General features: G+C 68.6%; 26 protein-coding genes. 9 read left to right on the top strand and 17 right to left on the bottom strand.

Features of this window, described 5'->3' with window-relative positions; genetic code table 11:
* Nucleotides 1–20: 20 nt before the first annotated feature.
* The 7 genes from CQ042_RS12400 to CQ042_RS12370 all read right to left on the bottom strand — a co-directional run bounded on the left by CQ042_RS12400 (nt 21) and on the right by CQ042_RS12370 (nt 8282).
* Nucleotides 21–1334 carry a thymidine phosphorylase gene (locus CQ042_RS12400; protein ID WP_105670787.1) on the bottom strand — a complete coding sequence of 438 codons (1314 nt, stop codon included), beginning with the start codon at nt 1332–1334 and terminating at the stop codon, nt 21–23.
* Entirely contained in the window at nt 1331–1729 is a 399-nt protein-coding gene (locus CQ042_RS12395) for a cytidine deaminase (protein ID WP_017828470.1), read from the bottom strand. Before CQ042_RS12395 ends, CQ042_RS12400 begins: the two co-directional genes overlap by 4 nt.
* A gap of 27 nt (nt 1730–1756) precedes the next feature.
* Nucleotides 1757–3037, bottom strand: a complete 1281-nt coding sequence (locus CQ042_RS12390) for an ABC transporter permease (protein ID WP_105670786.1) — start codon at nt 3035–3037, stop codon at nt 1757–1759.
* Complete coding sequence (locus CQ042_RS12385) at nt 3034–4305, bottom strand: ABC transporter permease (RefSeq protein WP_105670785.1); 1272 nt, start codon at nt 4303–4305, stop codon at nt 3034–3036. Before CQ042_RS12385 ends, CQ042_RS12390 begins: the two co-directional genes overlap by 4 nt.
* The gene (locus CQ042_RS12380; RefSeq protein ID WP_105670784.1) at nt 4302–5810 is read right to left on the bottom strand and encodes an ABC transporter ATP-binding protein; all 1509 of its coding nucleotides are present in this window, start codon (nt 5808–5810) and stop codon (nt 4302–4304) included. The genes CQ042_RS12385 and CQ042_RS12380 overlap by 4 nt, the downstream gene beginning before the upstream one ends.
* A gap of 98 nt (nt 5811–5908) precedes the next feature.
* Nucleotides 5909–7006 carry a BMP family protein gene (locus CQ042_RS12375; RefSeq protein WP_105670783.1) on the bottom strand — a complete coding sequence of 366 codons (1098 nt, stop codon included), beginning with the start codon at nt 7004–7006 and terminating at the stop codon, nt 5909–5911.
* A 160-nt stretch (nt 7007–7166) separates the two neighbouring features.
* Nucleotides 7167–8282 (bottom strand): mannose-1-phosphate guanylyltransferase, encoded by a 1116-nt coding sequence (locus CQ042_RS12370; protein WP_105670823.1) that lies wholly within the window; start codon nt 8280–8282, stop codon nt 7167–7169.
* A gap of 181 nt (nt 8283–8463) precedes the next feature.
* Here CQ042_RS12370 and sdhC point away from each other — a divergent pair, with 181 nt between their 5' ends.
* The 6 genes from sdhC (at nt 8464) to CQ042_RS12340 (ending at nt 14133) form a co-directional block, all read left to right on the top strand.
* Entirely contained in the window at nt 8464–8898 is a 435-nt protein-coding gene (sdhC, locus tag CQ042_RS12365; RefSeq protein ID WP_105670782.1) for a succinate dehydrogenase, cytochrome b556 subunit, read from the top strand.
* Nucleotides 8898–9347 carry a succinate dehydrogenase hydrophobic membrane anchor subunit gene (locus tag CQ042_RS12360; protein ID WP_105670781.1) on the top strand — a complete coding sequence of 150 codons (450 nt, stop codon included), beginning with the start codon at nt 8898–8900 and terminating at the stop codon, nt 9345–9347. The genes sdhC and CQ042_RS12360 overlap by 1 nt, the downstream gene beginning before the upstream one ends.
* Before the next feature lie 17 nt (nt 9348–9364).
* On the top strand, nt 9365–11191 hold the full coding sequence (gene sdhA / locus CQ042_RS12355) for a succinate dehydrogenase flavoprotein subunit (RefSeq protein ID WP_105670780.1): 1827 nt from the start codon (nt 9365–9367) through the stop codon (nt 11189–11191).
* 2 nt (nt 11192–11193) lie between these two features.
* The gene (locus tag CQ042_RS12350; RefSeq protein ID WP_105670779.1) at nt 11194–11961 is read left to right on the top strand and encodes a succinate dehydrogenase iron-sulfur subunit; all 768 of its coding nucleotides are present in this window, start codon (nt 11194–11196) and stop codon (nt 11959–11961) included.
* A 107-nt stretch (nt 11962–12068) separates the two neighbouring features.
* Complete coding sequence (locus CQ042_RS12345) at nt 12069–13283, top strand: YihY/virulence factor BrkB family protein (RefSeq protein ID WP_105670778.1); 1215 nt, start codon at nt 12069–12071, stop codon at nt 13281–13283.
* 10 nt (nt 13284–13293) lie between these two features.
* Nucleotides 13294–14133: an exodeoxyribonuclease III gene (locus CQ042_RS12340; protein WP_181157556.1), complete on the top strand. Its 840-nt coding sequence runs from the start codon at nt 13294–13296 to the stop codon at nt 14131–14133.
* On the opposite strand, the gene CQ042_RS12335 is transcribed toward CQ042_RS12340, so the two are convergent.
* From CQ042_RS12335 to CQ042_RS12325, 3 genes are read right to left on the bottom strand one after another with little or no spacing between them, the layout of a single operon-like run.
* Nucleotides 14121–14801 (bottom strand): DUF4166 domain-containing protein, encoded by a 681-nt coding sequence (locus tag CQ042_RS12335; RefSeq protein WP_105670776.1) that lies wholly within the window; start codon nt 14799–14801, stop codon nt 14121–14123. The genes CQ042_RS12340 and CQ042_RS12335 overlap by 13 nt on opposite strands.
* Complete coding sequence (locus CQ042_RS12330; protein WP_105670775.1) at nt 14798–15481, bottom strand: DUF4166 domain-containing protein; 684 nt, start codon at nt 15479–15481, stop codon at nt 14798–14800. The genes CQ042_RS12335 and CQ042_RS12330 overlap by 4 nt, the downstream gene beginning before the upstream one ends.
* Complete coding sequence (locus tag CQ042_RS12325) at nt 15478–16122, bottom strand: hypothetical protein (protein ID WP_105670774.1); 645 nt, start codon at nt 16120–16122, stop codon at nt 15478–15480. The genes CQ042_RS12330 and CQ042_RS12325 overlap by 4 nt, the downstream gene beginning before the upstream one ends.
* 44 nt (nt 16123–16166) lie before the next feature.
* Between CQ042_RS12325 and trpS the strand changes: the two genes are divergently transcribed.
* Nucleotides 16167–17171: a tryptophan--tRNA ligase gene (gene trpS / locus CQ042_RS12320; protein ID WP_105670773.1), complete on the top strand. Its 1005-nt coding sequence runs from the start codon at nt 16167–16169 to the stop codon at nt 17169–17171.
* Between the two features lie 21 nt (nt 17172–17192).
* On the top strand, nt 17193–17945 hold the full coding sequence (locus CQ042_RS20715; protein ID WP_258132242.1) for a hypothetical protein: 753 nt from the start codon (nt 17193–17195) through the stop codon (nt 17943–17945).
* A gap of 32 nt (nt 17946–17977) precedes the next feature.
* Here CQ042_RS20715 and pth read toward each other — a convergent pair whose 3' ends face one another.
* Both pth and CQ042_RS12305 read right to left on the bottom strand, forming a co-directional pair.
* Complete coding sequence (pth, locus tag CQ042_RS12310) at nt 17978–18559, bottom strand: aminoacyl-tRNA hydrolase (protein ID WP_105670771.1); 582 nt, start codon at nt 18557–18559, stop codon at nt 17978–17980.
* Between the two features lie 100 nt (nt 18560–18659).
* Nucleotides 18660–19268 (bottom strand): 50S ribosomal protein L25/general stress protein Ctc, encoded by a 609-nt coding sequence (locus CQ042_RS12305; protein WP_105670770.1) that lies wholly within the window; start codon nt 19266–19268, stop codon nt 18660–18662.
* A 224-nt stretch (nt 19269–19492) separates the two neighbouring features.
* On the opposite strand from CQ042_RS12305, the gene CQ042_RS20710 reads away from it, so the two are divergent.
* Entirely contained in the window at nt 19493–19618 is a 126-nt protein-coding gene (locus tag CQ042_RS20710) for a hypothetical protein (RefSeq protein WP_017828452.1), read from the top strand.
* A gap of 19 nt (nt 19619–19637) precedes the next feature.
* Here the strand turns inward: CQ042_RS20710 and CQ042_RS12300 are convergent, their stop codons facing one another.
* The 5 genes from CQ042_RS12300 to CQ042_RS12280 are packed head-to-tail and all read right to left on the bottom strand — an operon-like array spanning nt 19638 to nt 24117.
* Complete coding sequence (locus CQ042_RS12300) at nt 19638–20126, bottom strand: gluconokinase (RefSeq protein WP_258132241.1); 489 nt, start codon at nt 20124–20126, stop codon at nt 19638–19640.
* A gap of 2 nt (nt 20127–20128) precedes the next feature.
* The gene (locus CQ042_RS12295) at nt 20129–21166 is read right to left on the bottom strand and encodes an alcohol dehydrogenase catalytic domain-containing protein (RefSeq protein ID WP_105670769.1); all 1038 of its coding nucleotides are present in this window, start codon (nt 21164–21166) and stop codon (nt 20129–20131) included.
* Nucleotides 21167–21182: 16 nt separating this feature from the next.
* On the bottom strand, nt 21183–21914 hold the full coding sequence (locus CQ042_RS12290) for a fumarylacetoacetate hydrolase family protein (RefSeq protein ID WP_105670768.1): 732 nt from the start codon (nt 21912–21914) through the stop codon (nt 21183–21185).
* Nucleotides 21914–22702 carry an SDR family oxidoreductase gene (locus CQ042_RS12285; RefSeq protein ID WP_105670767.1) on the bottom strand — a complete coding sequence of 263 codons (789 nt, stop codon included), beginning with the start codon at nt 22700–22702 and terminating at the stop codon, nt 21914–21916. Before CQ042_RS12285 ends, CQ042_RS12290 begins: the two co-directional genes overlap by 1 nt.
* Nucleotides 22699–24117: an MFS transporter gene (locus tag CQ042_RS12280; protein WP_105670766.1), complete on the bottom strand. Its 1419-nt coding sequence runs from the start codon at nt 24115–24117 to the stop codon at nt 22699–22701. Before CQ042_RS12280 ends, CQ042_RS12285 begins: the two co-directional genes overlap by 4 nt.
* Between the last annotated feature and the right edge of the window lie 144 nt (nt 24118–24261).

The following is a 24261-nucleotide window of genomic DNA, read 5'->3' as shown; positions in this document are numbered from 1 at the left end:
TTCAGGCTAGCGGTCGGAGGTCACGCCGTGATGCGCTCGCGGACGATGGGACCGGTGGCCGGAGCCTCGTCGCCGATCTCCCACGAGCCCTCGAGCGCATCGAGGGCCCTGGTGAATCGCGCGTCGTCGGCCGCGGAGAGCGTGAAGAGCGGCTGACCGGCGACGACACGGTCTCCCGGCTTCGCATGCAGGTCGATCCCGGCCTCGAAGACCACCGGGTCCTGCGCCCTGGCACGGCCCGCGCCGAGACGCCAGGCGGCGACCCCGAACGGGAGGGCATCCATGCGCGTGACGACGCCGTCGGCGGGTGCGAGCACCTGGTGGGTCTCGCGGGCCGTGGGCAGCGCGGCATCCGGGTCGCCGTCCTGCGCGCGGATCATCGCCTTCCAGGTGTCCATCGCGCGGCCGTCGTCGAGGGCGGCCTCCACGTCGGCGTCCGGCTGCCCGGCGAGGGCGAGCATCTCGCGCGCCAGGGCGAGGGTCAGCTCCCGCACATCGGAGGGTCCGCCGCCGGCGAGGATCTCCACCGACTCGCGGACCTCGTTCGCGTTCCCGATGGCCAGACCGAGCGGGACGTTCATGTCCGTCAGCAGCGCGGTGGTCGCGACGCCGGAGTCGGTGCCGAGGGCGACCATCGTGCGGGCCAGTTCACGGGCGCGATCGATATCCTGCATGAACGCCCCCGAGCCGAACTTGACGTCCAGGACGAGAGCATCCGTGCCCTCGGCGATCTTCTTCGACATGATGCTCGAGGCGATCAGCGGGATCGCCTCGACGGTGCCGGTGACATCGCGGAGCGCGTACAGCTTCTTGTCTGCGGGGGCGAGGCCGGAGCCGGCAGCGCAGATGACCGCACCGACGTCGCCCTGCATCTGTGCGAACATCTCCTCGTTGCTGAGCGCCGCCCGCCAGCCGGGGATCGACTCGAGCTTGTCGAGCGTGCCACCCGTGTGACCGAGACCGCGACCGCTCAGCTGCGGGACGGCCACGCCGAACGAGGCGACCAGAGGCGCGAGCGGCAACGTGATCTTGTCGCCGACGCCGCCGGTCGAGTGCTTGTCGACGGTCTTCTTGCCGAGGGACGCGAAGCTCATCCGCTCCCCCGAGGCGATCATCGCGTCGGTCAGCACGCGGATCTCATCGCGCTCCATTCCGCGCTGGAAGATCGCCATCGCGAACGACGCCATCTGCGCGTCGGAGACATAGCCCCGCGTGTAGGCGTCGACCATCCAGCGCAGCGCGGCCTCGGGGACGACACCACCGTCGCGCTTCGCGCGGATCACATCGATCGCGTCGAACGGTTCGATGGCTCCCTGAGCCTGTCCAGCGGTCATCGTGCTTCCTCCAGGTCGCGCGGCCCGAATGCATCGGGCAGCACCTCGTCGATCGTGCGGATGCCGGAGACGGTCTCCAGGAGCATCCCGGGCATCGCGTGCTCGAACAGCAGTTGGCGACAGCGTCCGCACGGCATGATGGTCTGTCCCTCGTTGTTGACGCACACGAAGGCGACGAGCTGGCCGCCGCCGGACATGTGCAGGTCGCCGACCAGAGCGCACTCGGCGCACAACGTCACGCCGTAGGAGGCGTTCTCCACGTTGCAGCCGGCGACGATGCGCCCGTCGCCGACGAGAGCCGCCGCACCCACGCGATAGCGCGAGTACGGGGCATACGCCTTCGTCATGGCATCCGTGGCGACCTGGCGCAGCTCATCCCAGTCGATGTCCGTCATTGCGATGCTTCCCTCGTTCCGGCCGAGCTAGGACTTGATGTACGGCTTGCCGTCGGCGGCAGGTGCGCGGGACTTCCCGACGAGCCCGGCCACGGCGAAGATCGTCACGACGTACGGCAGCATCAGCATGAACTGGCTGGGCACGGGCGAGCCGATGACGCTCAGCACGCCCTGCAGGTTCGTCGCGAAGCCGAACAGCAGTGCGGCGAGCGTGGCCTTGATCGGATCCCACTGGCCGAAGATCACGGCGGCCAGCGCGATGAACCCCGCCCCGGCAGTCATCTCCTGATTGAAGCGCGGCACCGCGACGAGCGTGTAGAAGGCCCCGCCGAGGCCCGCCACGGCGCCCGCGAGCAGGATCGCCCGGTAGCGGGTGGCCAGCACCTTGATGCCGACCGTGTCGGCCGCCTGCGGGTGCTCTCCGACGGCTCGCAGGCGCAGGCCCCACCTGGTGCGGTACAGACCGAACCAGACGAGCGCGACCACGAAGTACATCAGGTAGACGATGAACGACTGCCGGAACAGGATCGGGCCGATGACGGGGATCTCGCTCAGGATCGGGATCGGGAACGCGGTGAACGTCTCCGGGCTGTTGAGCGTCTCGGTGTTCGGCGCGAGCACCTGACGGAAGAAGAACGTCGTCAATCCGATCACGAGCACGTTCAGCACGACACCGACGATGACCTGGTCGACGAAATACGTGATCGTGAAGATGCCGAGCACGAGCGACACCAGCATGCCGGCGCCCATCGCCGCGACCAGGCCGGCCCAGGGGGTGCCCGCTGCCGAGGCGGCGATCGCAGCCGAGAACGCACCGGCGAGCAGCTGCGCCTCGATCGCGATGTTGACGACGCCGGCGCGTTCGCCGATCACGCCGCCGAGAGCGCCGAAGATCAGCGGGGTGGCGAGCGCGAGTGCGCCGCCAAGCAGACCCACCATCGGCAGTGTCGCGCCGGCGGCCGCCCAGGCGAGGAAGCCGATCAGCAGCGCGGCCACGTAGACGACCACGAGCCACAGCGGCGTGCGCCGCCGGGAGTTCGCCAGGAAGACGGCGAAAACCGTGGACGCGGCGAGCAGCACGACCGAGACCCATGCCGTGGCCGTCGACGGCAGCACGATGTCGGGAACCGTGAAGAACGCGTCGCCCGAGGCCAGACGGAACGTGGTCGCCCCTTCACGGGGCACGAGCAGCGGCAGCAGCGCGAACAGCACGGTGAAGATGCCGAAGATGATCGGCGCCTTCCACGAGACGACCGCGACGATGCGCGGCGCATCGATCTGCGCGTTGGTGGTGGATGCGACGCTCATGCGGACACCTCCTGCTTCTTCGGCTCCGCGTGCTTTCGGGTCTTCTTGCGAGGCGTCTGCCCGGGCTGCGGCAGACCGAACATGGCGCGCACCAGCGGCGGTGCGGCGATGAAGAGCACGATCAGCGACTGCACGACGAGGACGATCTCGATCGGGATGCCCTGCGAGGACTGCATCGTGAAACCACCGGTCTTGAAGGCGCCGAACAGCAGTCCCGCGCCCAGGATGCCCAGCGGGGACGAGCGCCCGAGGAGGGCGACCGTGATCGCGTCGAAGCCGATGCCGGCATCGATGCCGCCGCCGAAGCCGCTGGTCTCCGTGCCGAGGATCTGGCTCACTCCGGCGATGCCCACGAGCGCACCGGCGATGAGCATGACCGTGAGGTAGACACCTCCGACGTCGATGCCGGCCACGCGCGCGGCGGCGGGATTCTCACCCACCGCGCGGAAGCGGAAGCCGAGCGACGAGCGCTCGAGGAGCCACCACGCGAAGGCGACGGCGGCGAGAGCGATCAGGAAGCCGTAGTGCAGCTTGTAGGAGTCACCGAGGAGCAGCGGCAGCACCGCGGAGTCCGGCATCGGCGCCGTCTTGGGGTTGTTCGACCCCGGTGCCTGCAGGATGCCCTGCGTCGCCAGCATCCACGCGAGCAGATAGACGGCGATGTGATTGAGCATGATCGTCGTGATGACCTCGTGCGCGCCGGTGCGCGCCTTCAGCAGCCCGGCGATTCCCGCCCACAGCGCGGCGGCGAGCATGCCGGCGATGACGGCGGCGATCAGGTGCAGCGGGAACGGCAGATCGATCTTCGTCGCGACGTAGCCGCCGGCCGCAGCGGCCATGAGCATCTGCCCCTGGCCACCGATGTTGAACAGTCCGGCGCGGAAGGCGAGTCCGACGCCCAGACCGGCAGCGATCAACGGCGTCGCGAACTTCAGCGTCTCGGTGAGCGGACGGATCCCGGTGGCGAAGTCGTCGGCGTTGAAGTTGTAGATCGCGCCACGGAACAGTGCGGCATAGGCGCCGGAGACCGAGCTCCAGACCGCGGCGATCATGTCACCCGGTCGCGCGAAGAAATACCCGGCGGCCGCCTGCACGTCTTCGTTCGTGGCGGCGATCATGATCGAGCCGACGACGACGGCGATCAGCACGGCGAGCACCGAGATGATGCCGTTCCCCGTCACGATCTGCTGGAGGGCGCCGCGCCAGCGCGACGGCGCTACCGGCGTCTGGGGATCCGCGAGCGGCCCGGTGGACTCTGCGCTGCTCATGCGCTCTCTCCGTTCATGCCGGCCATCATCAGGCCCAGCTGGTCTCGAGGGGTGTCTCCCGGGACGATGCCGACGACGCGGCCGCGATACATCACGAGGATCCTGTCGGCGAGCGCGGCGACCTCGTCGAGCTCGGTGGAGATCACGATCACGGGCACACCGGCATCTCGGGTATCGACGATGCGCTTGTGGATGAACTCGATGGACCCGACGTCGACGCCGCGCGTGGGCTGAGCGGCGACGAACAGCGACAGATCACGGCTGAGCTCGCGCGCCAGCACGACCTTCTGCTGGTTTCCGCCCGACAGGCGGCCCGCCGCCTGCGTCGGTCCCTGTGTGCGGATGTCGAACTCGACGATCTTCTCCCGGGCGAACTCGTCGAGCGCGGCTCTGCGCACCGATCCCGCCGAGACGAAGTCGCCGCCGAACGAGCGGTCGAGCATCAGGTTCTCGGCGATGGAGAACTCCTTGACGAGGCCGTCGACGCTGCGGTCCTCGGGCACGAAGCCGACGCCGGCGTCGAGGATCTGACGCACGGAGCGTCCGACGAGCTCCTCGCCGTCGAGGCGGATGCTGCCGCGCACCTGGTCCTGCAGACCGATGATCGCCTCGGTCAGCTCCGTCTGGCCGTTGCCCTGCACACCGGCGATCGCGAGGACCTCTCCCCCGCGGACCTCGAAGGAGGCGTCGTCGACGAGCACGGTGCCCAGCCGGTCGGTGACCGTGAGTCCCTGGACGACGAGACCGTTGTCGTGGAGCGTCGGTGCGTCCTTGTGCACGGTGAGCTCGACGGCGCGCCCGACCATGAGGGAGGCGAGCTCTTCGTTGGAGGCGGTCGGCGAGGCCTCGCCGACGACCTTGCCGAGACGGATGACGGTGATCCGGTCGGCGACCTCGCGCACCTCGCGCAGCTTGTGGGTGATGAAGACGATCGAGGTCCCCTGGGACTTGAGCTGACGCATCGTCGCCATCAGCTCGTCGGTCTCCTGCGGGGTGAGCACCGCGGTCGGCTCGTCGAAGACCAGGACCTTCGCCTCACGGGAGAGCGCCTTGATGATCTCGACGCGCTGCTGGAGGCCGACGGGCAGGTCCTCGACGAGCGCATCGGGGTCGACGTCGAAGCCGAAGCGCGCGGAGATCTCGCGCACCCGTGCTCGCGCGGCGGCGAGGTCGAGACGGCCGCCGAAACGCGTCTGCTCGTGACCGAGCATGACGTTCTCCGCGACGGTGAAGACCGGGATCAGCATGAAGTGCTGATGCACCATACCGATTCCCGCCGCCATCGCATCGCCGGGGCCGGCGAACTGCTGGACGACGTCGTCCAGCAGGATGTCCCCCTCGTCGGCCTGGTAGAGCCCGTAGAGGACGTTCATCAGCGTCGACTTTCCGGCGCCGTTCTCGCCGAGAAGACAGTGGATCTCCCCCTCGTTCACGGTGAGATCGATGTGGTCGTTGGCAGTCAGAGCGCCGAATCTCTTCGTGATGCCGCGGAGTTCAAGCTTCATGGTGTCGATCCTATTCAGCAGACCGGGGGCCGGGAATGCCTCCCGACAGGACAGAACGGGGAGGCCGGCACGTCGCCGGCCTCCCCGTTCTCACTGTGTCACTCGCTCAGGTACGAGGTGACGGTGACGTTGCCGTCGATGATGTCCTGACGCAGCTGCGTGACCTCGTCCTGCAGGCCGGAGTCGACCTTGTCGGCGAAGTTGTGCAGGTCGGCGATGCCGACGCCCTCGTTCTCCAGGGTGCCGACGTAGGCCTCCGGGTCGAACTCGTCCTTGCCGCTCGAGAGGACGGCCTCGTAGGTCGAGAGGTCCATGGCCTTCAGCACCGAGGTGAGGACGATGTCCGACGTGCTCGAATCGGTCTCGAAGAGGTCGGCGTCCGCACCGATCAGTGCGATGTCCTTGCCGGACTCCTTGATCGCCTGCTGCGCGGACTGGTAGATCGGTCCGCCGACCGGGAAGATCACGTCGACGCCCTGGTCGAGGATGTTGACCGCGACCTGCTTGGCGTCCTGGTTGGCCTCGAAGCCACCCGTGAACGATCCGGTCGTGCCGTCCCAGCCCACGACCTGCACATCGGCGCCCTTGACCTCGTTGTAGTGGTCGACGCCCTGCTTGAAGCCGTCCATGAAGATCGTCACCGTCGGGAACTCGCGTCCACCGAAAGTGCCGACCTTGCCGCTCTCGGAGTAGCCCGCCGCGAGGTAGCCCGCGAGGAATGCCGCCTGAGCGGTGTCGTAGAGGAGCGGCTTCACGTTCTCGGCGTCCTTCTTGCCGTCGAAGTCGTTGTCGGCCGCGTCGTCGACGAGGATGAAGTCGACGTCGGGGTTCGCCGTGGCCGCCTCGACCGTGGCCGCGGAGAGCGCAAAGCCGACGGAGACGATCGCGTTGCAGTTCTCGTCGACGAGGTTGGTGATGTTGGGACCGTACTCGGTCTCCGCGTTGGACTGCACGTCCTTCAGCTCCACGCCGAGCTCGTCGGCAGCCTTGGTCGCGCCTTCGAAGGAGAGCTGGTTGAACGACTTGTCGTCGAAGCCGCCCTCATCGGAGACGATGCAGGGGAGGAAGTCGGGGGACGCGGCATCGCCGCCGTCGTTGCCCGACTCCGCAGGTGCCTGGCCGCAGCCGGCGAGTGCGAAGATGACGCCCGCGGCGACGGTTGCGCCGAGCAGCTTCTTGGTGGTGGAGATGGTCAACTGATGCCTCCCTCAACGAAACCGCGGCCATCGCGGATCGATCAAAGTTACCTACTGTTTCAGCTTTTGTGCACGTCGGCGCCGCGCGGGCTGGCCAATGGTTACCAAGCTGAAATCAAGCCAGCCGATGAGCGCGAGCGCGTGCTCATCGGCGCACGCGTCAGAGCACATCCCCGCGGCCGGTGAGCTTGAGCGATTCCACGACGCCCTTCACGCGCTGCGCGTGCTCCACCGTGGTGACCAGCAGCGCGTCGGGGGTGTCGACCACGACGATGTCCTGCACCCCCACCAGGCTGATGACGCGGGAGGTCTGACTGACGAGGATTCCGCTCGCGCCGTCGGTGAGAACGCGCGCGTTCGGACCGAGGACGGCGAGATCGTTCTTCCTGCCGTTGTTGATGAGCTTGGTCAGCGACGCGAAGTCGCCCACGTCGTCCCAGTCGAAGTGTCCGGGGACCACGGCGAGCCGGCCCCGGCGCGCCGCCGGCTCGGCGACCGCGTAATCGATCGCGATCTTCTTCAGGCGCGGCCAGATCCGATCGACCGCGGGTCCGCGCTTGTCGCGGTCGTCCCAGGCCTCGGCCAGCTCGAGCAGCCCGGCGTGCAGCTCGGGCTCGTTCGCGGCGATCTCGTCCAGCAGCACACTCGCCTTGGCGATGAACATGCCCGCATTCCAGAGGTAGCCCCGATCGGCGAGATACGCCTTCGCGGTCTCCAGGTCGGGCTTCTCGACGAAGCTCTCCACGAGCGCGGCCTCGCGGGCGCCGTCGACCACGAGCTCGGCGCCCTTCTTGATGTAGCCGAAACCGATCGCCGGCTCGGTGGGGGTGATGCCGATCGTGCAGATGTAGCCCTCGCGAGCAACCTCGACGGCGTCGCGCACGGCGAACTCGAACACGCGGGTGCTGCGGATCACATGATCGGCGCTGAACGAGCCGATGATCACCTCGGGCTCGCGGCGGTGCAGGATCGCGGCGGCGAGTCCGATCGCGGCGGCCGACTCACGCGGCTCGGACTCCAGGAAGACGTTGAGGTCGGCGATGCCGGGAAGCTCCGCCTCGACGGCGGCACGGTGTGCGCGGCCGGTGACGACGGCGATCCGGTCGGCACCGGTGAGCGGCTCCAGGCGGTCCCACGTGTCACGGAGCAGCGAGTGACCGGAGCCGGTCAGATCGTGCAGGAACTTCGGGGCGTCGGCTCGGGAGAGCGGCCACAGCCTGCTGCCGATGCCGCCGGCGGGAATCACGGCGTAGAAATCCTCGATGGGTGCGCTCACCCCGCCAGCGTAGCCGCAGAGAAACATCTCGACATCGAGACACTTAGGCTCCCCTTCGTCGCTCCCAGTGATCTGACAGGAATAGGATGGACACCGATCGGGCGTGCCTGACACTTCGACAGGCTCACACTTGGACAAGCAGCGCACGCGACCGAGTCACATCGATCCAGGGAGGACGACCGTGTCCACAAGCGCCCGCTTGACACCGTCGATTTCGGAAACCACGTCCAAGACCCCCCGCGGCACCCTCTATCGGGGTCGCGAAGGCATGTGGTCGTGGGTGCTTCACCGCATCACCGGAGTCGCCATCTTCTTCTTCCTGTTGGTGCACGTGCTCGACACGGCGCTGATCAGGGTGTCCCCGGCGGCGTACGACGCCGTCATCGGCACATACAAGCAACCGGTCATGGCGCTCGGCGAGGTCGTGCTCGTCGCCGGCATCGTGTTCCACGCGATGAACGGCCTGCGCATCATCGCCGTCGACTTCTGGTCGAAGGGCGCCAAGTACCAGCGTCAGCTGTTCTGGGGCGTGCTGCTGGTGTGGGGCATCATCATGGCCGGCTTCGTCCCGCGGCACCTGATGCTCGCGTTCGCCGGGTTCGGAGGAGGGCACTGATGTCCGCGCAGACCATCGCCGCCGCGCCCGCACGCCGCCGTCGCGGGGTCAACCTCGAGAAGTGGGGCTGGATCTTCATGCGCGTCTCGGGCGTCGTGCTCGTCGTGCTGATCTTCGGCCACCTCTTCGTCAACCTCATGGTCGGCGAAGGCATCCACGCCCTCGACTTCGCGTTCATCGCCGGCAAGTTCGCCACGCCGTTCTGGCAGTGGTGGGACGTGCTGATGCTGTGGCTTGCACTCATCCACGGCGCCAACGGCATGCGCACGATCGTGAACGACTACGTCACGAACAACACCGCTCGCAAGGCGCTCACCTGGGCACTCGGCCTCGCCGCCGGCCTGCTCATCATCCTCGGCACGCTCGTCGTCTTCACGTTCGACCCGTGCCTGGGTGTGACCGAGGACAGCGTCCTCGCGTCCGAGTGCGCCGCGATCGTCGGGAACTAGAAGAAGGCATACGAGAAGTGACTACCGAGACGCAGGATTCCGTCGTCCGTGACGGCGTGCACTACCACCAGTTCGACATCGTCATCGTGGGCGCCGGCGGCGCCGGCATGCGTGCCGCCATCGAAGCCGGTCCGGGGGCGAAGACCGCCGTGATCTCCAAGCTGTACCCCACGCGCTCGCACACCGGTGCGGCGCAGGGAGGCATGGCGGCGGCCCTCGCGAACGTCGAAGAGGACTCCTGGGAGTGGCACACCTTCGACACCGTCAAGGGCGGCGACTACCTCGTCGACCAGGATGCGGCCGAGATCCTCGCGAAAGAGGCCATCGACGCGGTCATCGACCTCGAGAACATGGGCCTCCCCTTCAACCGCACGCCCGAGGGCAAAATCGACCAGCGTCGCTTCGGCGGGCACACGGCCGAGCACGGCAAGACGCCGGTCCGCCGCGCCTGCTACGCCGCCGACCGCACCGGCCACATGATCCTGCAGACGCTGTTCCAGAACTGCGTCAAGCTCGGCATCAACTTCTTCAACGAGTTCTACGTGCTCGATCTGCTGACGGTGAAGGACGCCGACGGCAAGACCCAGGTCTCGGGCGTCGTCGCCTACGATCTGTCGACCGGCGAGCTGCACGTCTTCCAGGCCAAGGCCGTGATCTTCGCGACCGGCGGCTTCGGCAAGATCTTCAAGACCACGTCGAACGCGCACACCCTCACCGGTGACGGCGTCGGCATCGTCTGGCGCAAGGGCCTCCCCCTCGAAGACCTGGAGTTCTTCCAGTTCCACCCGACCGGCCTCGCCGGTCTCGGCATCCTCCTCACCGAGGGCGCACGAGGCGAGGGCGCGATCCTGCGCAACGCCTCGGGCGAGCGCTTCATGGAGCGCTACGCCCCGACCATCAAGGACCTCGCGCCGCGTGACATCGTCGCGCGCTGCATGGTGCAGGAGGTCCTCGACGGCCGCGGAGCCGGCCCCCACAAGGACTACGTGCTGCTGGACTGCACGCACCTCGGAGCCGAGGTCCTCGAGACCAAGCTTCCCGACATCACCGAGTTCGCCCGCACGTACCTGGGCGTCGACCCGGTCGTCGAGCCGGTGCCCGTCATGCCGACCGCGCACTACGCCATGGGCGGGATCCCGACCAACAACGACGGCGAGGTCCTCGCGGACAACACCACCGTCGTCCCCGGCCTCTACGCCGCCGGCGAATGCGCCTGCGTCTCGGTGCACGGCGCCAACCGCCTCGGCACCAACTCGCTGCTCGACATCAACGTCTTCGGCAAGCGCGCGGGGCGCAACGCGGTCGAGTACGTCAAGACCGCCGAGTTCGTCCCGCTCCCCGAGAACCCCGCGGCATTCGTGTCCGGCATGCTCGAGGATCTGCGCAACAACCAGGGCACCGAGCGCATCGCCGTCCTCCGCAAGACGCTGCAGGACGAGATGGACAAGGGCGCGCAGGTGTTCCGCACGCACGACTCGCTGCAGCACGTGCTCGGCGTGATCGCCGAACTGCGCGAGCGGTACAAGAACGTGCACGTCGACGACAAGGGACAGCGGTTCAACACCGATCTGCTCGAGGCGGTCGAGCTGGGCTTCCTGCTCGACATCGCCGAGGTCGTCGTCTACGCCGCGCAGAACCGCGAGGAGAGCCGCGGCGGTCACATGCGCGACGACTTCCCGAAGCGCAACGACGAGAAGTACATGAAGCACACCATGGCCTACCTGACCGGTGACCCGCACTCCTCCACTCCGAGCGATCACATCAAGCTCGACTGGAAGCCGGTCGTCTTCACGAAGAACGAGCAGGGCGAGTTCAACTACCCACCGATGGAGAGGAAGTACTGAGCATGTCGACAGCCATCGCAGAGGCACCTGCCGACACGACCGAAGAGACCGGGATCCAGTCCTTCATCGTCACGTTCAACATCCGCCGCTTCAACCCGGAGGTCGACTCCGAGCCGCACTGGGTCGACTACGACGTGGAGCTCTACTCCACCGACCGCGTCCTCGACGCGCTGCACAAGATCAAGTGGGAGGTCGACGGCTCGCTGACCTTCCGGCGCTCCTGCGCCCACGGCATCTGCGGCTCCGACGCCATGCGCATCAACGGTCGCAACCGCCTGGCCTGCAAGACGCTGATCAAGGACCTCGACATCTCGAAGCCGATCTACGTCGAGGCCATCAAGGGTCTGCCGCTGGAGAAGGATCTCGTCGTCGACATGGAGCCGTTCTTCGCGTCGTACCGCGAAGTGCAGCCGTTCCTCGTCGCCAGCTCCGTGCCGGAGAAGGGCAAGGAGCGCGTGCAGTCGATCGCCGATCGCGAGATCTTCGACGACACCACCAAGTGCATCCTGTGCGCCGCGTGCACCTCGTCGTGCCCCGTGTTCTGGACCGACGGCCAGTACTTCGGCCCGGCAGCGATCGTCAACGCCCACCGCTTCATCTTCGACTCGCGCGACGACAACGCGGCGGTGCGCCTCGACATCCTGAACGACAAGGAAGGCGTGTGGCGCTGCCGCACCACCTTCAACTGCTCCGAGGCCTGCCCCCGTGGCATCGAGGTCACCAAGGCCATCGCCGAGGTCAAGCAGGCCATCCTCCGCGGGCGTCCCTGACGTCCGTTCAGGCCGGAACGTGAGAACAGGCGGTTCCCTTGCGGGACCGCCTGTTCTCACGTTCCGGCCTGCTCTCCCCCTCACCTCCCCTTGGATAGGGTGGGGACGTGTCTGAACCCGATGGCTCCCCGACCGAGCCCGGTCGCCTCGATGCGGCCGTCGAGCGCGCGACCGCACTGACGCAGCGCACCCTCGGCCTGTTCCCCGTCCGCGTCTGGCGTCATTTCCTGCAGCACAACGGATTCCTCCTCGCCGCCGGCGTGAGCTACCAGGCGCTGTTCGCGATCTTCGCGGCGATCTACCTCGCGTTCGCGATCGCCGGGCTCTGGCTCGGCGGCAGCGAGGAGGCCGTCAACGGCCTGATCGAGATCATCAACAGCTACGTCCCCAACCTCATCCTTCCGGAGGGCCAGGGCGGCGTGGTCACGCCGGAGCAGGTGCAGGAGATCGCCGCGAGCACGACCGGTGTGCTGAGCGTCACGGGTCTGATCGCGCTCGGAACCGTGATCTGGACCGCGATCGGCTGGGTCACCTTCTCGCGGCGCGCGACGAGGGACATCTTCGGTCTGCCGCCCGACCGCCGCAGCTACGTGATCCTGAAGGCTCGCGACCTGCTGGCGGCGCTGATCTTCGGCGTCTCCCTCATCGTCGGCTCGGTGCTCAGTTCCGCGAGCGCTGGCGTGCTGAGCTGGATCCTCAGCCTGCTGGGCTGGGAGTCCGATTCCAGCGGGGTGAACATCAGCATCCACATCGGCACCGTGCTGGTGTCGTTCGCGATCATGTCGGCAGCACTGGCGGCCATGGTCCGGTTCCTCACGGGAACGTCGCTGCGCTGGCGCACCATCTGGCCCGGCGCCCTCCTCGGGGGCGGCGCGATGACCATCCTGCAGTTCGGCGCAGGATTCCTGCTCAGCTACACGCCCTCCAACCCGCTGCTCGCCACCTTCGCGATCTTCATCGGTCTGCTGCTCTGGTTCCGTCTCAACGGCGTCGTGATGCTGGTCGCCTCGTCATGGATCGCGGTCGCCGCGAAGGATCGCGACCTGCCTCTGCTCCCGCTGACGGAGGCCGAGCGGCGAGTGGCCGAGTATCAGACGCTGTTGACGGCGGCGCGCATCCGCGTGCGAGAGGCTCACGCCGCCCGCCAGAGCGCTCCCTGGTACCGGGCCTGGACCGCCGGGCGGGCCGTGCGCGAGGCGGAGGACGAGCTCGCGGATCTCGAGGCGTCGCCTCCCCCGCCCGCCGACCAGACGACTCCGCTCGCGCAACGCCTGCTCGGAGAGCTGCACCGCCAGGGACGGGATGTCGGCGGCGCTCGTTAGGCTTGTGTCCATGCCTCATCTGCGTATCGCCACGGTCAATGTCAACGGAATCCGAGCGGCGGCTCGCAACGGGATGAGCTCCTGGCTGGACGACGCCGGCGTCGACATCCTCACGCTCCAGGAGGTCCGCGGGCAGGACGAGCACCTCGAGGCCGCCCTTCCCGGGTGGTCGTTCGTGCACGACGAGGCCACGGCGAAGGGTCGTGCCGGCGTCGCCATCGCGAGCCGCACGCCGGCCCTGGCCTCGCGCACCGACCTCGGCCCCGAGGACTTCGACTCCAAGGGCCGCTGGATCGAGGCCGACTACGTGATCGGCGACCGTCCGCTGACCGTCGTGAGCGCCTATGTGCACTCCGGCGAGGCCGACACCCCGAAGCAGGACGAGAAGTGGAAGTTCCTCGACGCGTTCGGGACGCGGCTCGGCGAGCTCGGCGCCGACGGTGCGCTCGCTCTCGTGACGGGCGATCTCAACGTCGGGCACCGCGAGCTCGACATCAAGAACTGGCGAGGAAACCGCAAGAAGGCCGGCTTCCTCCCCCGTGAGCGCGCCTACTTCGATCGATTCCTCGGCGAAGCGGGCGCAGAGGTGTCCGGCGTCGACGGCACGGTGGGCACCGGTCTCGGCTGGATCGACGTCGGCCGGAAGTTCCACGGCGAGATCGACGGCCCGTACACCTGGTGGTCGATGCGCGGTCAGGCGTTCGACAACGACTCCGGATGGCGCATCGACTACCACCTCGCCACGCCCGCGCTCGCCGAGCGCGTCGAGACCTATCACGTCGCCCGCGCCGCGGCCTACGACCAGCGCTGGAGCGACCACGCGCCCGTCGTCGTCGACTATCGGTACTGAGCGGGCACGGGGGCGCCGCCCCCGTCTGCGGCGGTGACGTCCGACCTGGCGTCCTCCGCATGGTGGTACCACCCGCGATACTCCATGACCGTCCCGAGCACGGGGCTCGTCGCGCGCATCTCGATGGTGCGTCGGCGGCGAGCCTCGTCCCAGCCGTCGACGAGATCGACGTCGATGCGGAGGATGCCGCGCAGCGCGATCCGGCATCCGCCCAGACGCAGCGCGACGGCACGGGTGCGCATGCGCAGCGCGCCGTCGTCGGTCACGGAGCACTCCTCGAGCATCTCGACCCGCCCCCGGGAGCCCAGGGCGTTCTGCACGATGCCGGGGTGCCCCGTCGCGAAGAGCCGATCCGTGACGTGCTGGGTCGCCCCGGGGAAGCGGAATTCACGAACCGTGGCGAGCGTCGCCCGCCCCGAGCGCGTCCGCCCGGACACGGTGTCGATCCGGAACGGGACGTCGCGTGCGAACCGCGTCACGAGCAGACCGGGCCCGACCACCGGAGAGGCGAGACCGGCGAGGCGCCCGAACCGGCTCCCAGCGACCTCGAAGACGCCCTCGGCGCTGTCACTCTCCGCCGCCACGCGCATCTGCGCGAGGATCTCGGGGTGGAGTCGCTCCGCCTCCTCCCCCAGCGCTTCGAGGAACGCTTCTCCTCGAGCGATCACTCCCGTATCTCCTCGCGGTACGGTTTCACGGTCGCGGGCGCCGGCCCGTCGACGAACTCGCACGTGAACGTCCCCTGGTAGCCGAACAGGAATCCGAACACGTCGTTGTGGATCTCGAGGTCGATCAGATAGCGCTCCTGCGCGTCGTCGTAGCGCTCGAGGAGCCGGGCGCGTCCGCTGAACAGCATCGGGAACCGGAAGGCGAGGCGCCCCTCATAGAAGCGCTGTGCGCCCGAGGTGAGGAGAAGCCCGCCGTCGTCGGTGACGGCCAGGTCGAGGTCGACCGCGAGGTGCTGGTGCGTCCCCAGGTAGTCGACCACCCGCCGACGCGCATCGCTGTAGATCATGGTCGCGTCGAAACGGCGTCTGCGGCCGGGGCGCACGTCCATCGTCCTCACGAAGGTCACGGTCTCGCGCCCGAAGTCGTCGACGTAGGCGTGGTTGTCGATCCGGAAGGGCACATCGCGCCCACGCTCGGGGAACAGGATGTTGCGGAACGTGCCGATCAGGAGGAAGGGCAGCGTCCACCACGGGCCTCGACGCACCTGCGTCATCACCCCGCGCCCGATGCAGCCGTAGCCCGCGTCGACGCCGACGCCGAAGCGGCGCTGCAACTGCGGATGGAGCCTCCCGAAGTCGTCTCCGAGCACGCGCTCGAAGATCCCGTTCCCCCTCGTCATGCGATCTCCTCGAGCGATTCCGGTGCGTCCGCCATGATCGTGCGGCCGGTGCGTCGAGGAGGTCGCGACAGGCAGTTCCGTGCGCGAGGCCGGTGTCCACGGCGCAACGACCGCCACCCGCTGGCGTCCTCCGGTGCGATCCCCTCCTCCGCCCACAGCCGCAGACGATCGAAGCTGCGCGCCGTGAGCCACCAGATGAAGCGCCGGGTGATCACCGGATCGAGCACCCGCCCGAGCCATCCCCACCCTGGCACGTAGTCGTAGCCGGTGAGGAACCGGACGCCCTCCTCGGTCGGCACATAGCGCCAGTAGCCGCGCCCGGCGCCGAGCGGCGACAGCGCGTCGTCGGTATCGAAGAGCAGCGCGGAGGTCCGCTCGCCCGAGGGGCTCTCCTTCGTCGCGAGCGAGACGCCGGTGCCGCGGATGGTGTGCACACCGAGGTCGAGCTCGTAACGGAAGTCCTGCGCGCCGTCCGCTCTGGTGCGCTGCGGGACGATATCGCTGAATCGCGCATCCCAGCGCACGTGGGAGGCGGGGTCCTGTGTGAGGCGCCACACCTCGTCGATGGTCGCGCGGATGAGGATCTCGACGTAGAGCGCTCCGTCCCCTCGCGGCCGGGAGCGAGGGGATTCGGACGCCATGCGCCCATCGTAGGGGCACCGCACGCACCCCATAGGATTGAACGGTGACGAAACCTCGCCTTTACTCCGGAATGCAGCCCTCCGCCGATTCTCTCCAGATCGGCAACTACATCGGCGCGCTGCTCCAGTGGCGAGAGCTGCAGACGTCATACGACGCATACTTCTCCGTCGTCGACCTGCATGCGATCACGGTCGCCCAGGACCCGGCGGAGCTGCGTGAGAAGACGCGCCGCACGGCCGCGCAGTACATCGCCGCGGGCATCGAGCCCTCGCTGTCGACGCTGTACGTGCAGTCGCACGTGCGCGCGCACGCCGAGCTCGCGTGGATCCTCAGCACGATCACGGGCTTCGGCGAGGCCGGCCGGATGACGCAGTTCAAGGACAAGTCCTCCCGCTACGGCGCAGAGTCGACGAGCGTCGGACTGTTCACGTACCCGGTTCTCATGGCCGCAGACATCCTGCTCTACCAGACCGATGTGGTGCCGGTGGGCGACGACCAGAAGCAGCACGTCGAGCTCACGCGCGACCTGGCGGAGCGCTTCAACTCGCGGTTCGGCGAGACCTTCACGGTGCCGATGCCGGTCATCCAGAAGGAGACCGCCCGCATCTACGACCTGCAGAACCCGACCGCCAAGATGTCGAAGTCGGCGGAGAGCGATGCAGGCGTGCTGTGGATGCTGGACGACCCGGCGAAGTCGGCGAAGAAGGTCATGCGAGCGGTGACCGACAACGAAGGCTCGGTGCACTTCGATCGGGAGAACAAGCCCGGCGTCTCCAACCTCCTGACGATCTACGCCGCCCTCACCGGCCGTCAGGTCGCCGCGATCGAGGACGAGTACGCGGGACGCGGATACGGCGACTTCAAGAAGGGCCTGGCCGAGGTCGTCGTGAACGAGTTCGAGCCGGTGCGGACGCGGGCGCTCGAACTGCTCGACGATCCTGCCGAACTCGACCGCATCCTGGCCGAGAACGCCGCGCGCGCCGACGCCGTCGCCGACGCGACCCTGTCGGACGTGTACGACCGCGTGGGACTGCTCCGGCGCGTCTGAGCCGCACCTTAGGATGGGGGCGTGACTGATCCCCAGCTGCCTCCCCCGTCCGGCGCCGTGACACCTGAGACGCCGGTGCCACCCGTGACCTCTGCGCCCGCAGCGCCGTTCGACGCGGTTCCGCCGCCCCCGGCATTCGCCGCGCCGCATGCGCCTGCCGCCCCGGGGAGCGACGCACTCCCGGCAGCGCCCGGGTACCCGGCGCCCGCAGCGCCCCCGGCCGTGCCGGCGTATCCGACCTCCCCGACCTCCCAGGGAGTCCCTTCCGCTCCCGGGTACCCGGCGGCTCCTCCCGCGTCCGGCTATCCGGCAGCCCCTCCCGGGGCCTACCAGGTGCCGGTCGGCGGCTATGACGCACCGGCAGGTGCCTACACGGTTCCCGACACCACGACGCGCCCCTCCGGATTCCCCGGGATGCTCGCCCTGATCCTCGCCCTCATCGCCGCGATCGTGACGCCCCTCATCGCCGGCATCAACGCCTTCGAGATCGGACGGGTCCTCCCCCAGGGCGCGAGCGTGACCGCGGATGACCTCAGCGTCCTCGCCCCCGCACGCGATCAGGTGCTGTGGACGGAGCTGTCGTTCTGGGCCGGTACCGTCTTCGGCATCGCCGCGATCGTGCTCGGCATCATCGCCATCCGCAAGAAGCAGGGGCGCGGCGCCGGCATCGCCGCCCTCGTCGTCGCCGTGATCGGTTCGGCGATCTTCTTCGTCGTGCTCGTCATCGCCCTCGTGGCGGGCAGCGCGGCCGGTTTCGCGGCCTTCACCGCCTGACCGGCTGCGGTCCGGCCGTGACGGCCGCTGCTTCAGCGCGGCGCGTGATGCTTCTGCTGTGCGGCGAGCAGTCCTTCGGCCACGAGCATCTCGACCGCGTCGGCGGCATCCGAGATGAGGATCGGCAGATTCGGTCGTTCGTCCTTCCCGAAAGGCGCGAGCACCCAGTCCGCAGGATCCTGGCGCCCGACCGGGCGGCCGATGCCCACCCGCACCCGCGGGAAGTCCGCTGTGCCCAGCGCGCGCGCGACATCCCGCACGCCGTTGTGCCCGCCATGTCCGCCCCCGGTCTTGAGCTTGACCGTGTCGAACGGGATGTCGAGCTCGTCATGCACGACGACGACCTGCTCGGAGGGGACCGAGTAGAACCGGGCCAGGGCCGCCACGGGAGTGCCGGAGACGTTCATGAAGGTGTTCGGCTTGGCGAGCACCAGCTTGTCCGCTCCGGGACGCAACCACGTCTCGACGACGCGCGCACCGCCCTTGTGCTCGCGGAACGCCTCGCTGCGTCGCGCGGCAATCTCGTCGACGACCATCTGGCCGATGTTGTGCCGGGTGCTCTCGTATCGCGGGCCGGGATTCCCGAGTCCCACCACGAGCCAGGTCGATGCCATGTCGTCGTCCTCTCCCTGCCCGGGGCGCGCCGCCTCGGTCAGGATACGACAGAAGGGACGCGATCGGATCGCGTCCCCTCTGTGATGAATCAGCCGGAGATCACTCCGCGGCGGCCTCTTCGGCGGTCTCGGCGGTCTCGGCGTCGGCCGCGGCGTCATCCTCGGTGGGTGCAGCCGGGACGGAGATCGCGACGACGAGGACCTCGGGGTCGGAGAGCAGCGTGGAGCCCTTGGGGAGCTTCACGTCGGCGCCGGTGATGTGCGCGCCCTCTTCCAGGCCCTCGACCGAGACCTCGATGTTCTGCGGGATGTGCGTGGCCTCGGCCTCGATCGACAGCGTGGTCGCGTCGAGGTTCACGATGGTGCCCGACGCGGACTCGCCCGTGACGACGATCGGGACGTCGATGGCGACCTTCTCGCCCTTCTTCACGACGAGCAGGTCGATGTGCTCGATGATCTGGTGCACCGGGTCGCGCTGGACATCCTTGACGAGGGCGAGCTGGCCCTTGCCCTCGATGTCGAGCTCGAGCAGCGCGTTGGCGCGACGGATGATGAGCGAGACCTGGTGGCCCGGCAGCGCGACGTGCACCGGCTCGGTGCCGTGGCCGTAGATGACGGCGGGGATCTTGCCGGCGGCGCGGAGGCGGCGGGCGAAGCCCTTGCCGAAGCTCTCGCGGAGCTCGGCCTGGACCTTGGTGTCTTCAGACATGGGGTTCTCCTTCGGGGCACGCAGCGAAGGCGCCGCGCGGTGGTCTTGGAATTTTCGAACTCGCTGACGCAGGAGGAAAGCCACCGGGCTTGCTTCGCCGCGTCGATAACGGATGTTCGCGCACGCGCAGAAGCATCCCTCGCCGAGGTACAGCCTCAATGGTACCGGATGACCCGATAGGCTGATGACACCGGTCCTTTTCTGCAGAACACGGAGAACTCCCCATGCTCGACGGCGCCTTCCTCTCGCACGCACTCCTCTGGCTGATCGGCGCCATGACCGTGTGCGCCGCGGTCACGTCGTTCATCGCGCTGTTCGCCATGGGACGCTCCGGCTACCGCAAGGACTGACGTCCCGGCGACCGCACGCTCAGCGTGCCGGTTGCGCCGCCGCAGCGATCCTCTCGGCGGCCGTTCGCACATCCGCTGATCCGTCGATGCGGATGCCCTGCTCGTCCTCGTCGAGGGATTCGAGCGTCTCGAGCTGCGACTGCAGAAGCGCAGGCGGCATGAAATGGTCGGAGCGCGCCCGCATGCGTTCCTCGAGCACCGCCCGACCGATCGCGAGTTCCGCGAAGAACGCGTCGGGCGCCTGTTCCCTGATGACGTCACGGTAGACGCGTCGGAGGGCGGAGCAGGCGATGACGATCCGATCCTCCGTCTGCAGCGTCTCGCCGACCAGGCGGAGCCAGGGCAGCCGGTCCGTGTCATCCAGCGGGGTACCCGCCGCCATCTTGCGCACGTTCACTGCGGGGTGCAGATCGTCGCCATCGATGAACCGGGCGTCCACGGCATCGGCGAGGAACGCGCCGACGGTCGACTTTCCGGAACCGCTCGGCCCCATCACGACGATGCGCATACTCAGATCTCCCGGCCGAAGTCGATGAGCACCTTGCAGGAGCTCGCAGGATCGGCGGCCAGGGCGAACGCGTCGAGCGCATCGTCCACCGGCAGCACCTCGCTGATGATACCGCGGACGTCGAGGCTGCCGTCGGCCAGAGCGGCGATGACCGCGTCGAACTCCGCGCCGAACCGGAAGGACCCCCGCAGCGTGAGTTCCCGAGTGATCGCGGTCGCCATCGGCGCCGGAACCTCTCCCCCGCGCTGCAGCCCCAGCAGCACCACGATGCCGCCGCGGACGGCGGCGGAGACCGCAGCGGCGAGACCCGGCACGGTGCCACTCGACTCGACGACGACGTCGGCATGCAGGTCCGCGATCTCCTGCTCCGCCCGGGCGTCGATCGCGCGGATTCCGCGCGCACCGGCGATCTCCCGCGGTCGCTGCTGCAGGTCGGTGACGGTCACGGAGGCCGCACCGCTGCGCTGGGCCACGGCGGCGACCAGTTGGCCGATGGGTCCGGCGCCGATCACGACCACGCTGCGCCCGCGCACGTCGCCCGCGCGCTGCAGGCCGTGCCAGGCGACGGCCGCCGGCTCGGCCAACGCCGCCGTCCGCAGATCGAGGCCGGCGGGAAGGGCGTGCACCATGCGTCCCGGCAATGCCACGCGACGTGCGAATGCGCCGTGGGTGTGCGGCAGATGCATCGCGGAGCCGAGATAGGTCGAGGCCGGGGCGAGGTTCGGGTGCTCGGCCGGCCAGGGGGTGCGACCGTCGCCGTGCGGGGTGAGCGGATGGACCGCCACGGGAGTGCCGGTGGAAGGGCCCGAGCCATCGGCTGCGGCAGTGACGACGACGCCCGACACCTCGTGCCCCAGGATCATCGGCTCGCGCAGGACGGAGGCACCCGCGGCTCCATGTCGCCAGTAGTGCAGGTCAGATCCGCAGATGCCGCCGTACGCGATGGCCACGACAGCCTCGTCAGCTCGGGGCATCGGGGTGCCGATGTCTTCGATCCGCAGATCTTCGGCGGCGTGCGCCACCACGGCGAGATTGTCCACCGTGCTCCTTCCTCGGTCACGCGAATGCGGTGACCAACTCGATTCCGGCCACCCTGATCGTCACGCGCTGTCCAGGGCACACCGGCGCCTGCGAGTGCGGAGCCCCGGTCATCACCACGTCGCCCGGTCCGAGCGGCGACCATCCGGTCACATACGCGAGGCACTCCCTGATCGACACGGGCAGCTGCCGGCTTCCGGTCTCGGCCACGAGACGTCCGTCGACCTCGACCTCCAGACCCACATCGTCGATCCCGGCGTCGGTGTCGATCCACGGCCCGAGCGGTGTGTACCCCACTCCGGACTTCGACTCGAAGTTGCGTGGATCGAACTCTGCGCGCTCCGGGCTGGAGAGATCGTTCACCGCGGTGACGCCGAGCACGTACTCATGCGCGTTCTGCACGGTCAGACCGACGGTCGACCGGCCGATCACGACCGCGATCTCCCCTTCGGCGATCTGTCCACCGGCATCGCGACGCAGCGCGACCTCGGCGCCGCCGCCGATCACGGTCCTCGGGCTCTTCAGCCAGGCCTGCACCGGCGAGACGTGTCCCGGCCCGTTCTGGGCGATGCCGATGACCACGACAGGATCGGCCGGCGGGAGCAGCGCTCCCTCGATGACGTCGCCCTCATCGCGCGGATCGCGGCCTTCGGCGAAGGCCGCGAAGGGGTCGGAGATCGGCACCGGTCCCGCTGCCGTCTCGCGGACCCAGCGGGGGCCGTCGGACGTGGCGATGCGACCGAGACGCATCAGACCACCGCCGTCATGCCGCCGTCGACGAACAGGGTCTGCCCGTTGACGAAGTCGCTCGCACCGCTCGCGAGGAAGACCAGTGCGCCGACGAGGTCGCGCGTGTCGCCCCACCGGCCGGCGGGCGTGCGCCCGCGCACCCACGCCGAGAACTGCTCATCGGCGACGAGCGCCTGCGTGAGCTCGGTGGCGAAGTAGCCGGGAGCGATCGCGTTCGCCTGGATGCCGTGCGGAGCCAGGTCGGCGCACAGTCCCTTCGTGAACATCACGATCGCCCCCTTGGTCGCCGAATACGCCGCGATCGAGGGACGGGCGAGCTGCGACTGCACGCTGCCGATCTGGATGATCTTGCCCGAGCCGCGCGCGATCATCCCCGCCGCGGCCCGCCGCGACAGGTGGAAGACACTGGAGAGGTTGGTCTGCACGAGCGCGTCCCAGTCGTCGTCCGCGAACTCCGCGATCGGCGCGCGGCGTTGGACCCCGGCGTTGTTCACCAGGATGTCGGGGGTGCCGATCAGATGCTCGACCTCGCTGATGCCGGCATCCACCGCCGCGGCATCCGTCACGTCGAAGACGACGCTGTGCACGACGGACCCCGTGACCCGAGCGATCTCGCCCGCCGACGCCTGCGCCTTCGCGGCATCCCGCCCGTGCACGATCACGGTCGCACCCGCACCGGCGAGTCCCTCGGCGAGCGTCCTGCCGATCCCCTGACTCGATCCCGTGACGAGCGCGGTGCGCCCCGTCAGGTCGAAGGCGGCGAGTCCCGCAGGCAGCAGCACGGTCATCGTCCGACGGCCTTGATCGAGACCGTGGTGGCGAACACGTCATCGCCGCCCTCGTCGCGCGAGACCTTGATCGCGTCGTCGACACGGGTGAGGTCGCGGCGAAGGGTCTCGGGAGCGAGGAACGTCGACGCGGTGGTGATGAGGGCGAGCACGGCCATGTAGATGGCCAGGAGCACCCAGTTGCCGTCGCTCACCGCGATCAGATAGGCGCCGAGGACTCCGGCGAGACCGCCGGCGAGGACCGCAGAGATCTCGCGGGCCATCGCCACGCCCAGGTAGCGGTGACGGTTGCCGAAGAGCTCGGGGAGCATGGCGCACTGCGGTCCGAGCATGCTGTTCACGGCGACGCCGATGCCGATCGCGATCACGCCGATGGCCACGGCGTAGTTGCCGAGCGACAGCAGCCACCAGGCGGGGAACGTGTAGACCAGCATGAAGACCGCTCCGAACCGGTACACCGTCCGCCGCCCGAAGCGGTCGGAGAGGTGTCCGGTGAACGGCACGGAGAAGACGCCGATCAGCGACCCGAGGGTGACACCCCAGGTGAGCAGGCTCTTGTCGGCGTTGTCGCCGACCACGGTGACGAAGAACGCGAGACCGAGCGTCTGGAACATGTACGAGCCGCCGTTCTCGGCCATCCGCAGGCCGACTCCGACGATGACGCCGGGCAGCCCGTGCGTGAAGATCTCCTTGATCGGGCGGTCGGCGACCTGCTCGTGCTTCTCGAGCTCGATGAACGTCGGGGTCTCGCGCAGCCGCATCCGGATGAACAGCGCGAGCAGGATCAGCGCGAAGGAGGCGAGGAACGGCACCCGCCATCCCCAGCTCAGCAGCTGATCCTCGGGGAGCAGCGTGATCAAGCCGAAGACGACCGCGGCGAGCAGCGTGCCCGCCTGGATGCCGACGAACGGCAGAGCCGAGAAGAAGCCGCGACGCTTCACCGGCGCGTACTCGGCCATCAGCACCGTCGCTCCCGCCTGCTCGGCACCGGCGCCGAAGCCCTGCAGCAGCCGCATCAGCACCAGCAGGATCGGCGCCCACACGCCGATCGCGGCGTAGGTGGGCAGGAGGCCGATCGCGGTGGAGGCTCCCCCCATCAGCACGATGGTCGCGACCAGGACCCACTTGCGGCCGAGCTTGTCACCCAGGACGCCGAAGAACAGGCCGCCGAACGGACGCGCCAGGAACCCGACGCCGAAGGTCGCGAACGCGGCGACCGTGGCCATGGCCGGGTCGTCCTGGGGGAAGAACAGGACGTTGAAGATCAGCGCCGTCGAGAGGCCGTAGAGCGCGAAGTCGAAGTACTCCAACGCGCTGCCGATGCTCGACGCGAGTGTCGCGCGGCGCAGGTTCGCCGCATATTCCGGGTCATCGGACACTGCTCGGGCTGAGGTGCGGGGGTCGGTCACGGCCATCTCCTTCGATCGGCTTCGCCTGCGGCGTGAACCCGACTGTACCAGCCTGTTGGATTGCGTTCAACCCTTTGGACCGGCTGTGCGCGCGCGGGTGCACGCGGATGCGGAACCGCCCCCTGCGCCCGGTGGGCGCCGCCTGCTGCG

The organism is Microbacterium sp. MYb62 (genome assembly GCF_002979475.1).
Classification (GTDB): Bacteria; Actinomycetota; Actinomycetes; order Actinomycetales; family Microbacteriaceae; genus Microbacterium.
The sequence above is the reverse complement of the archived record's forward strand: the minus strand, read 5'-3'. Positions and strand labels throughout refer to the sequence as shown.

Bases quoted from the DNA above. Each gene is read 5' to 3' on its own strand.
- CQ042_RS12400 (WP_105670787.1), bottom strand. From the start codon at position 1,334: ATGACCGCTGGACAGGCTCAGGGAGCCATCGAACCGTTCGACGCGATC.
- CQ042_RS12395 (WP_017828470.1), bottom strand. From the start codon at position 1,729: ATGACGGACATCGACTGGGATGAGCTGCGCCAGGTCGCCACGGATGCC.
- CQ042_RS12390 (WP_105670786.1), bottom strand. From the start codon at position 3,037: ATGAGCGTCGCATCCACCACCAACGCGCAGATCGATGCGCCGCGCATC.
- CQ042_RS12385 (WP_105670785.1), bottom strand. From the start codon at position 4,305: ATGAGCAGCGCAGAGTCCACCGGGCCGCTCGCGGATCCCCAGACGCCG.
- CQ042_RS12380 (WP_105670784.1), bottom strand. From the start codon at position 5,810: ATGAAGCTTGAACTCCGCGGCATCACGAAGAGATTCGGCGCTCTGACT.
- CQ042_RS12360 (WP_105670781.1), top strand. From the start codon at position 8,898: ATGTCCGCGCAGACCATCGCCGCCGCGCCCGCACGCCGCCGTCGCGGG.
- CQ042_RS12350 (WP_105670779.1), top strand. From the start codon at position 11,194: ATGTCGACAGCCATCGCAGAGGCACCTGCCGACACGACCGAAGAGACC.
- CQ042_RS12340 (WP_181157556.1), top strand. From the start codon at position 13,294: ATGCCTCATCTGCGTATCGCCACGGTCAATGTCAACGGAATCCGAGCG.
- CQ042_RS12330 (WP_105670775.1), bottom strand. From the start codon at position 15,481: ATGACGAGGGGGAACGGGATCTTCGAGCGCGTGCTCGGAGACGACTTC.
- CQ042_RS12325 (WP_105670774.1), bottom strand. From the start codon at position 16,122: ATGGCGTCCGAATCCCCTCGCTCCCGGCCGCGAGGGGACGGAGCGCTC.
- pth (WP_105670771.1), bottom strand. From the start codon at position 18,559: ATGGCATCGACCTGGCTCGTGGTGGGACTCGGGAATCCCGGCCCGCGA.
- CQ042_RS12305 (WP_105670770.1), bottom strand. From the start codon at position 19,268: ATGTCTGAAGACACCAAGGTCCAGGCCGAGCTCCGCGAGAGCTTCGGC.
- CQ042_RS20710 (WP_017828452.1), top strand. From the start codon at position 19,493: ATGCTCGACGGCGCCTTCCTCTCGCACGCACTCCTCTGGCTGATCGGC.
- CQ042_RS12300 (WP_258132241.1), bottom strand. From the start codon at position 20,126: ATGCGCATCGTCGTGATGGGGCCGAGCGGTTCCGGAAAGTCGACCGTC.
- CQ042_RS12290 (WP_105670768.1), bottom strand. From the start codon at position 21,914: ATGCGTCTCGGTCGCATCGCCACGTCCGACGGCCCCCGCTGGGTCCGC.
- CQ042_RS12285 (WP_105670767.1), bottom strand. From the start codon at position 22,702: ATGACCGTGCTGCTGCCTGCGGGACTCGCCGCCTTCGACCTGACGGGG.
- CQ042_RS12280 (WP_105670766.1), bottom strand. From the start codon at position 24,117: ATGGCCGTGACCGACCCCCGCACCTCAGCCCGAGCAGTGTCCGATGAC.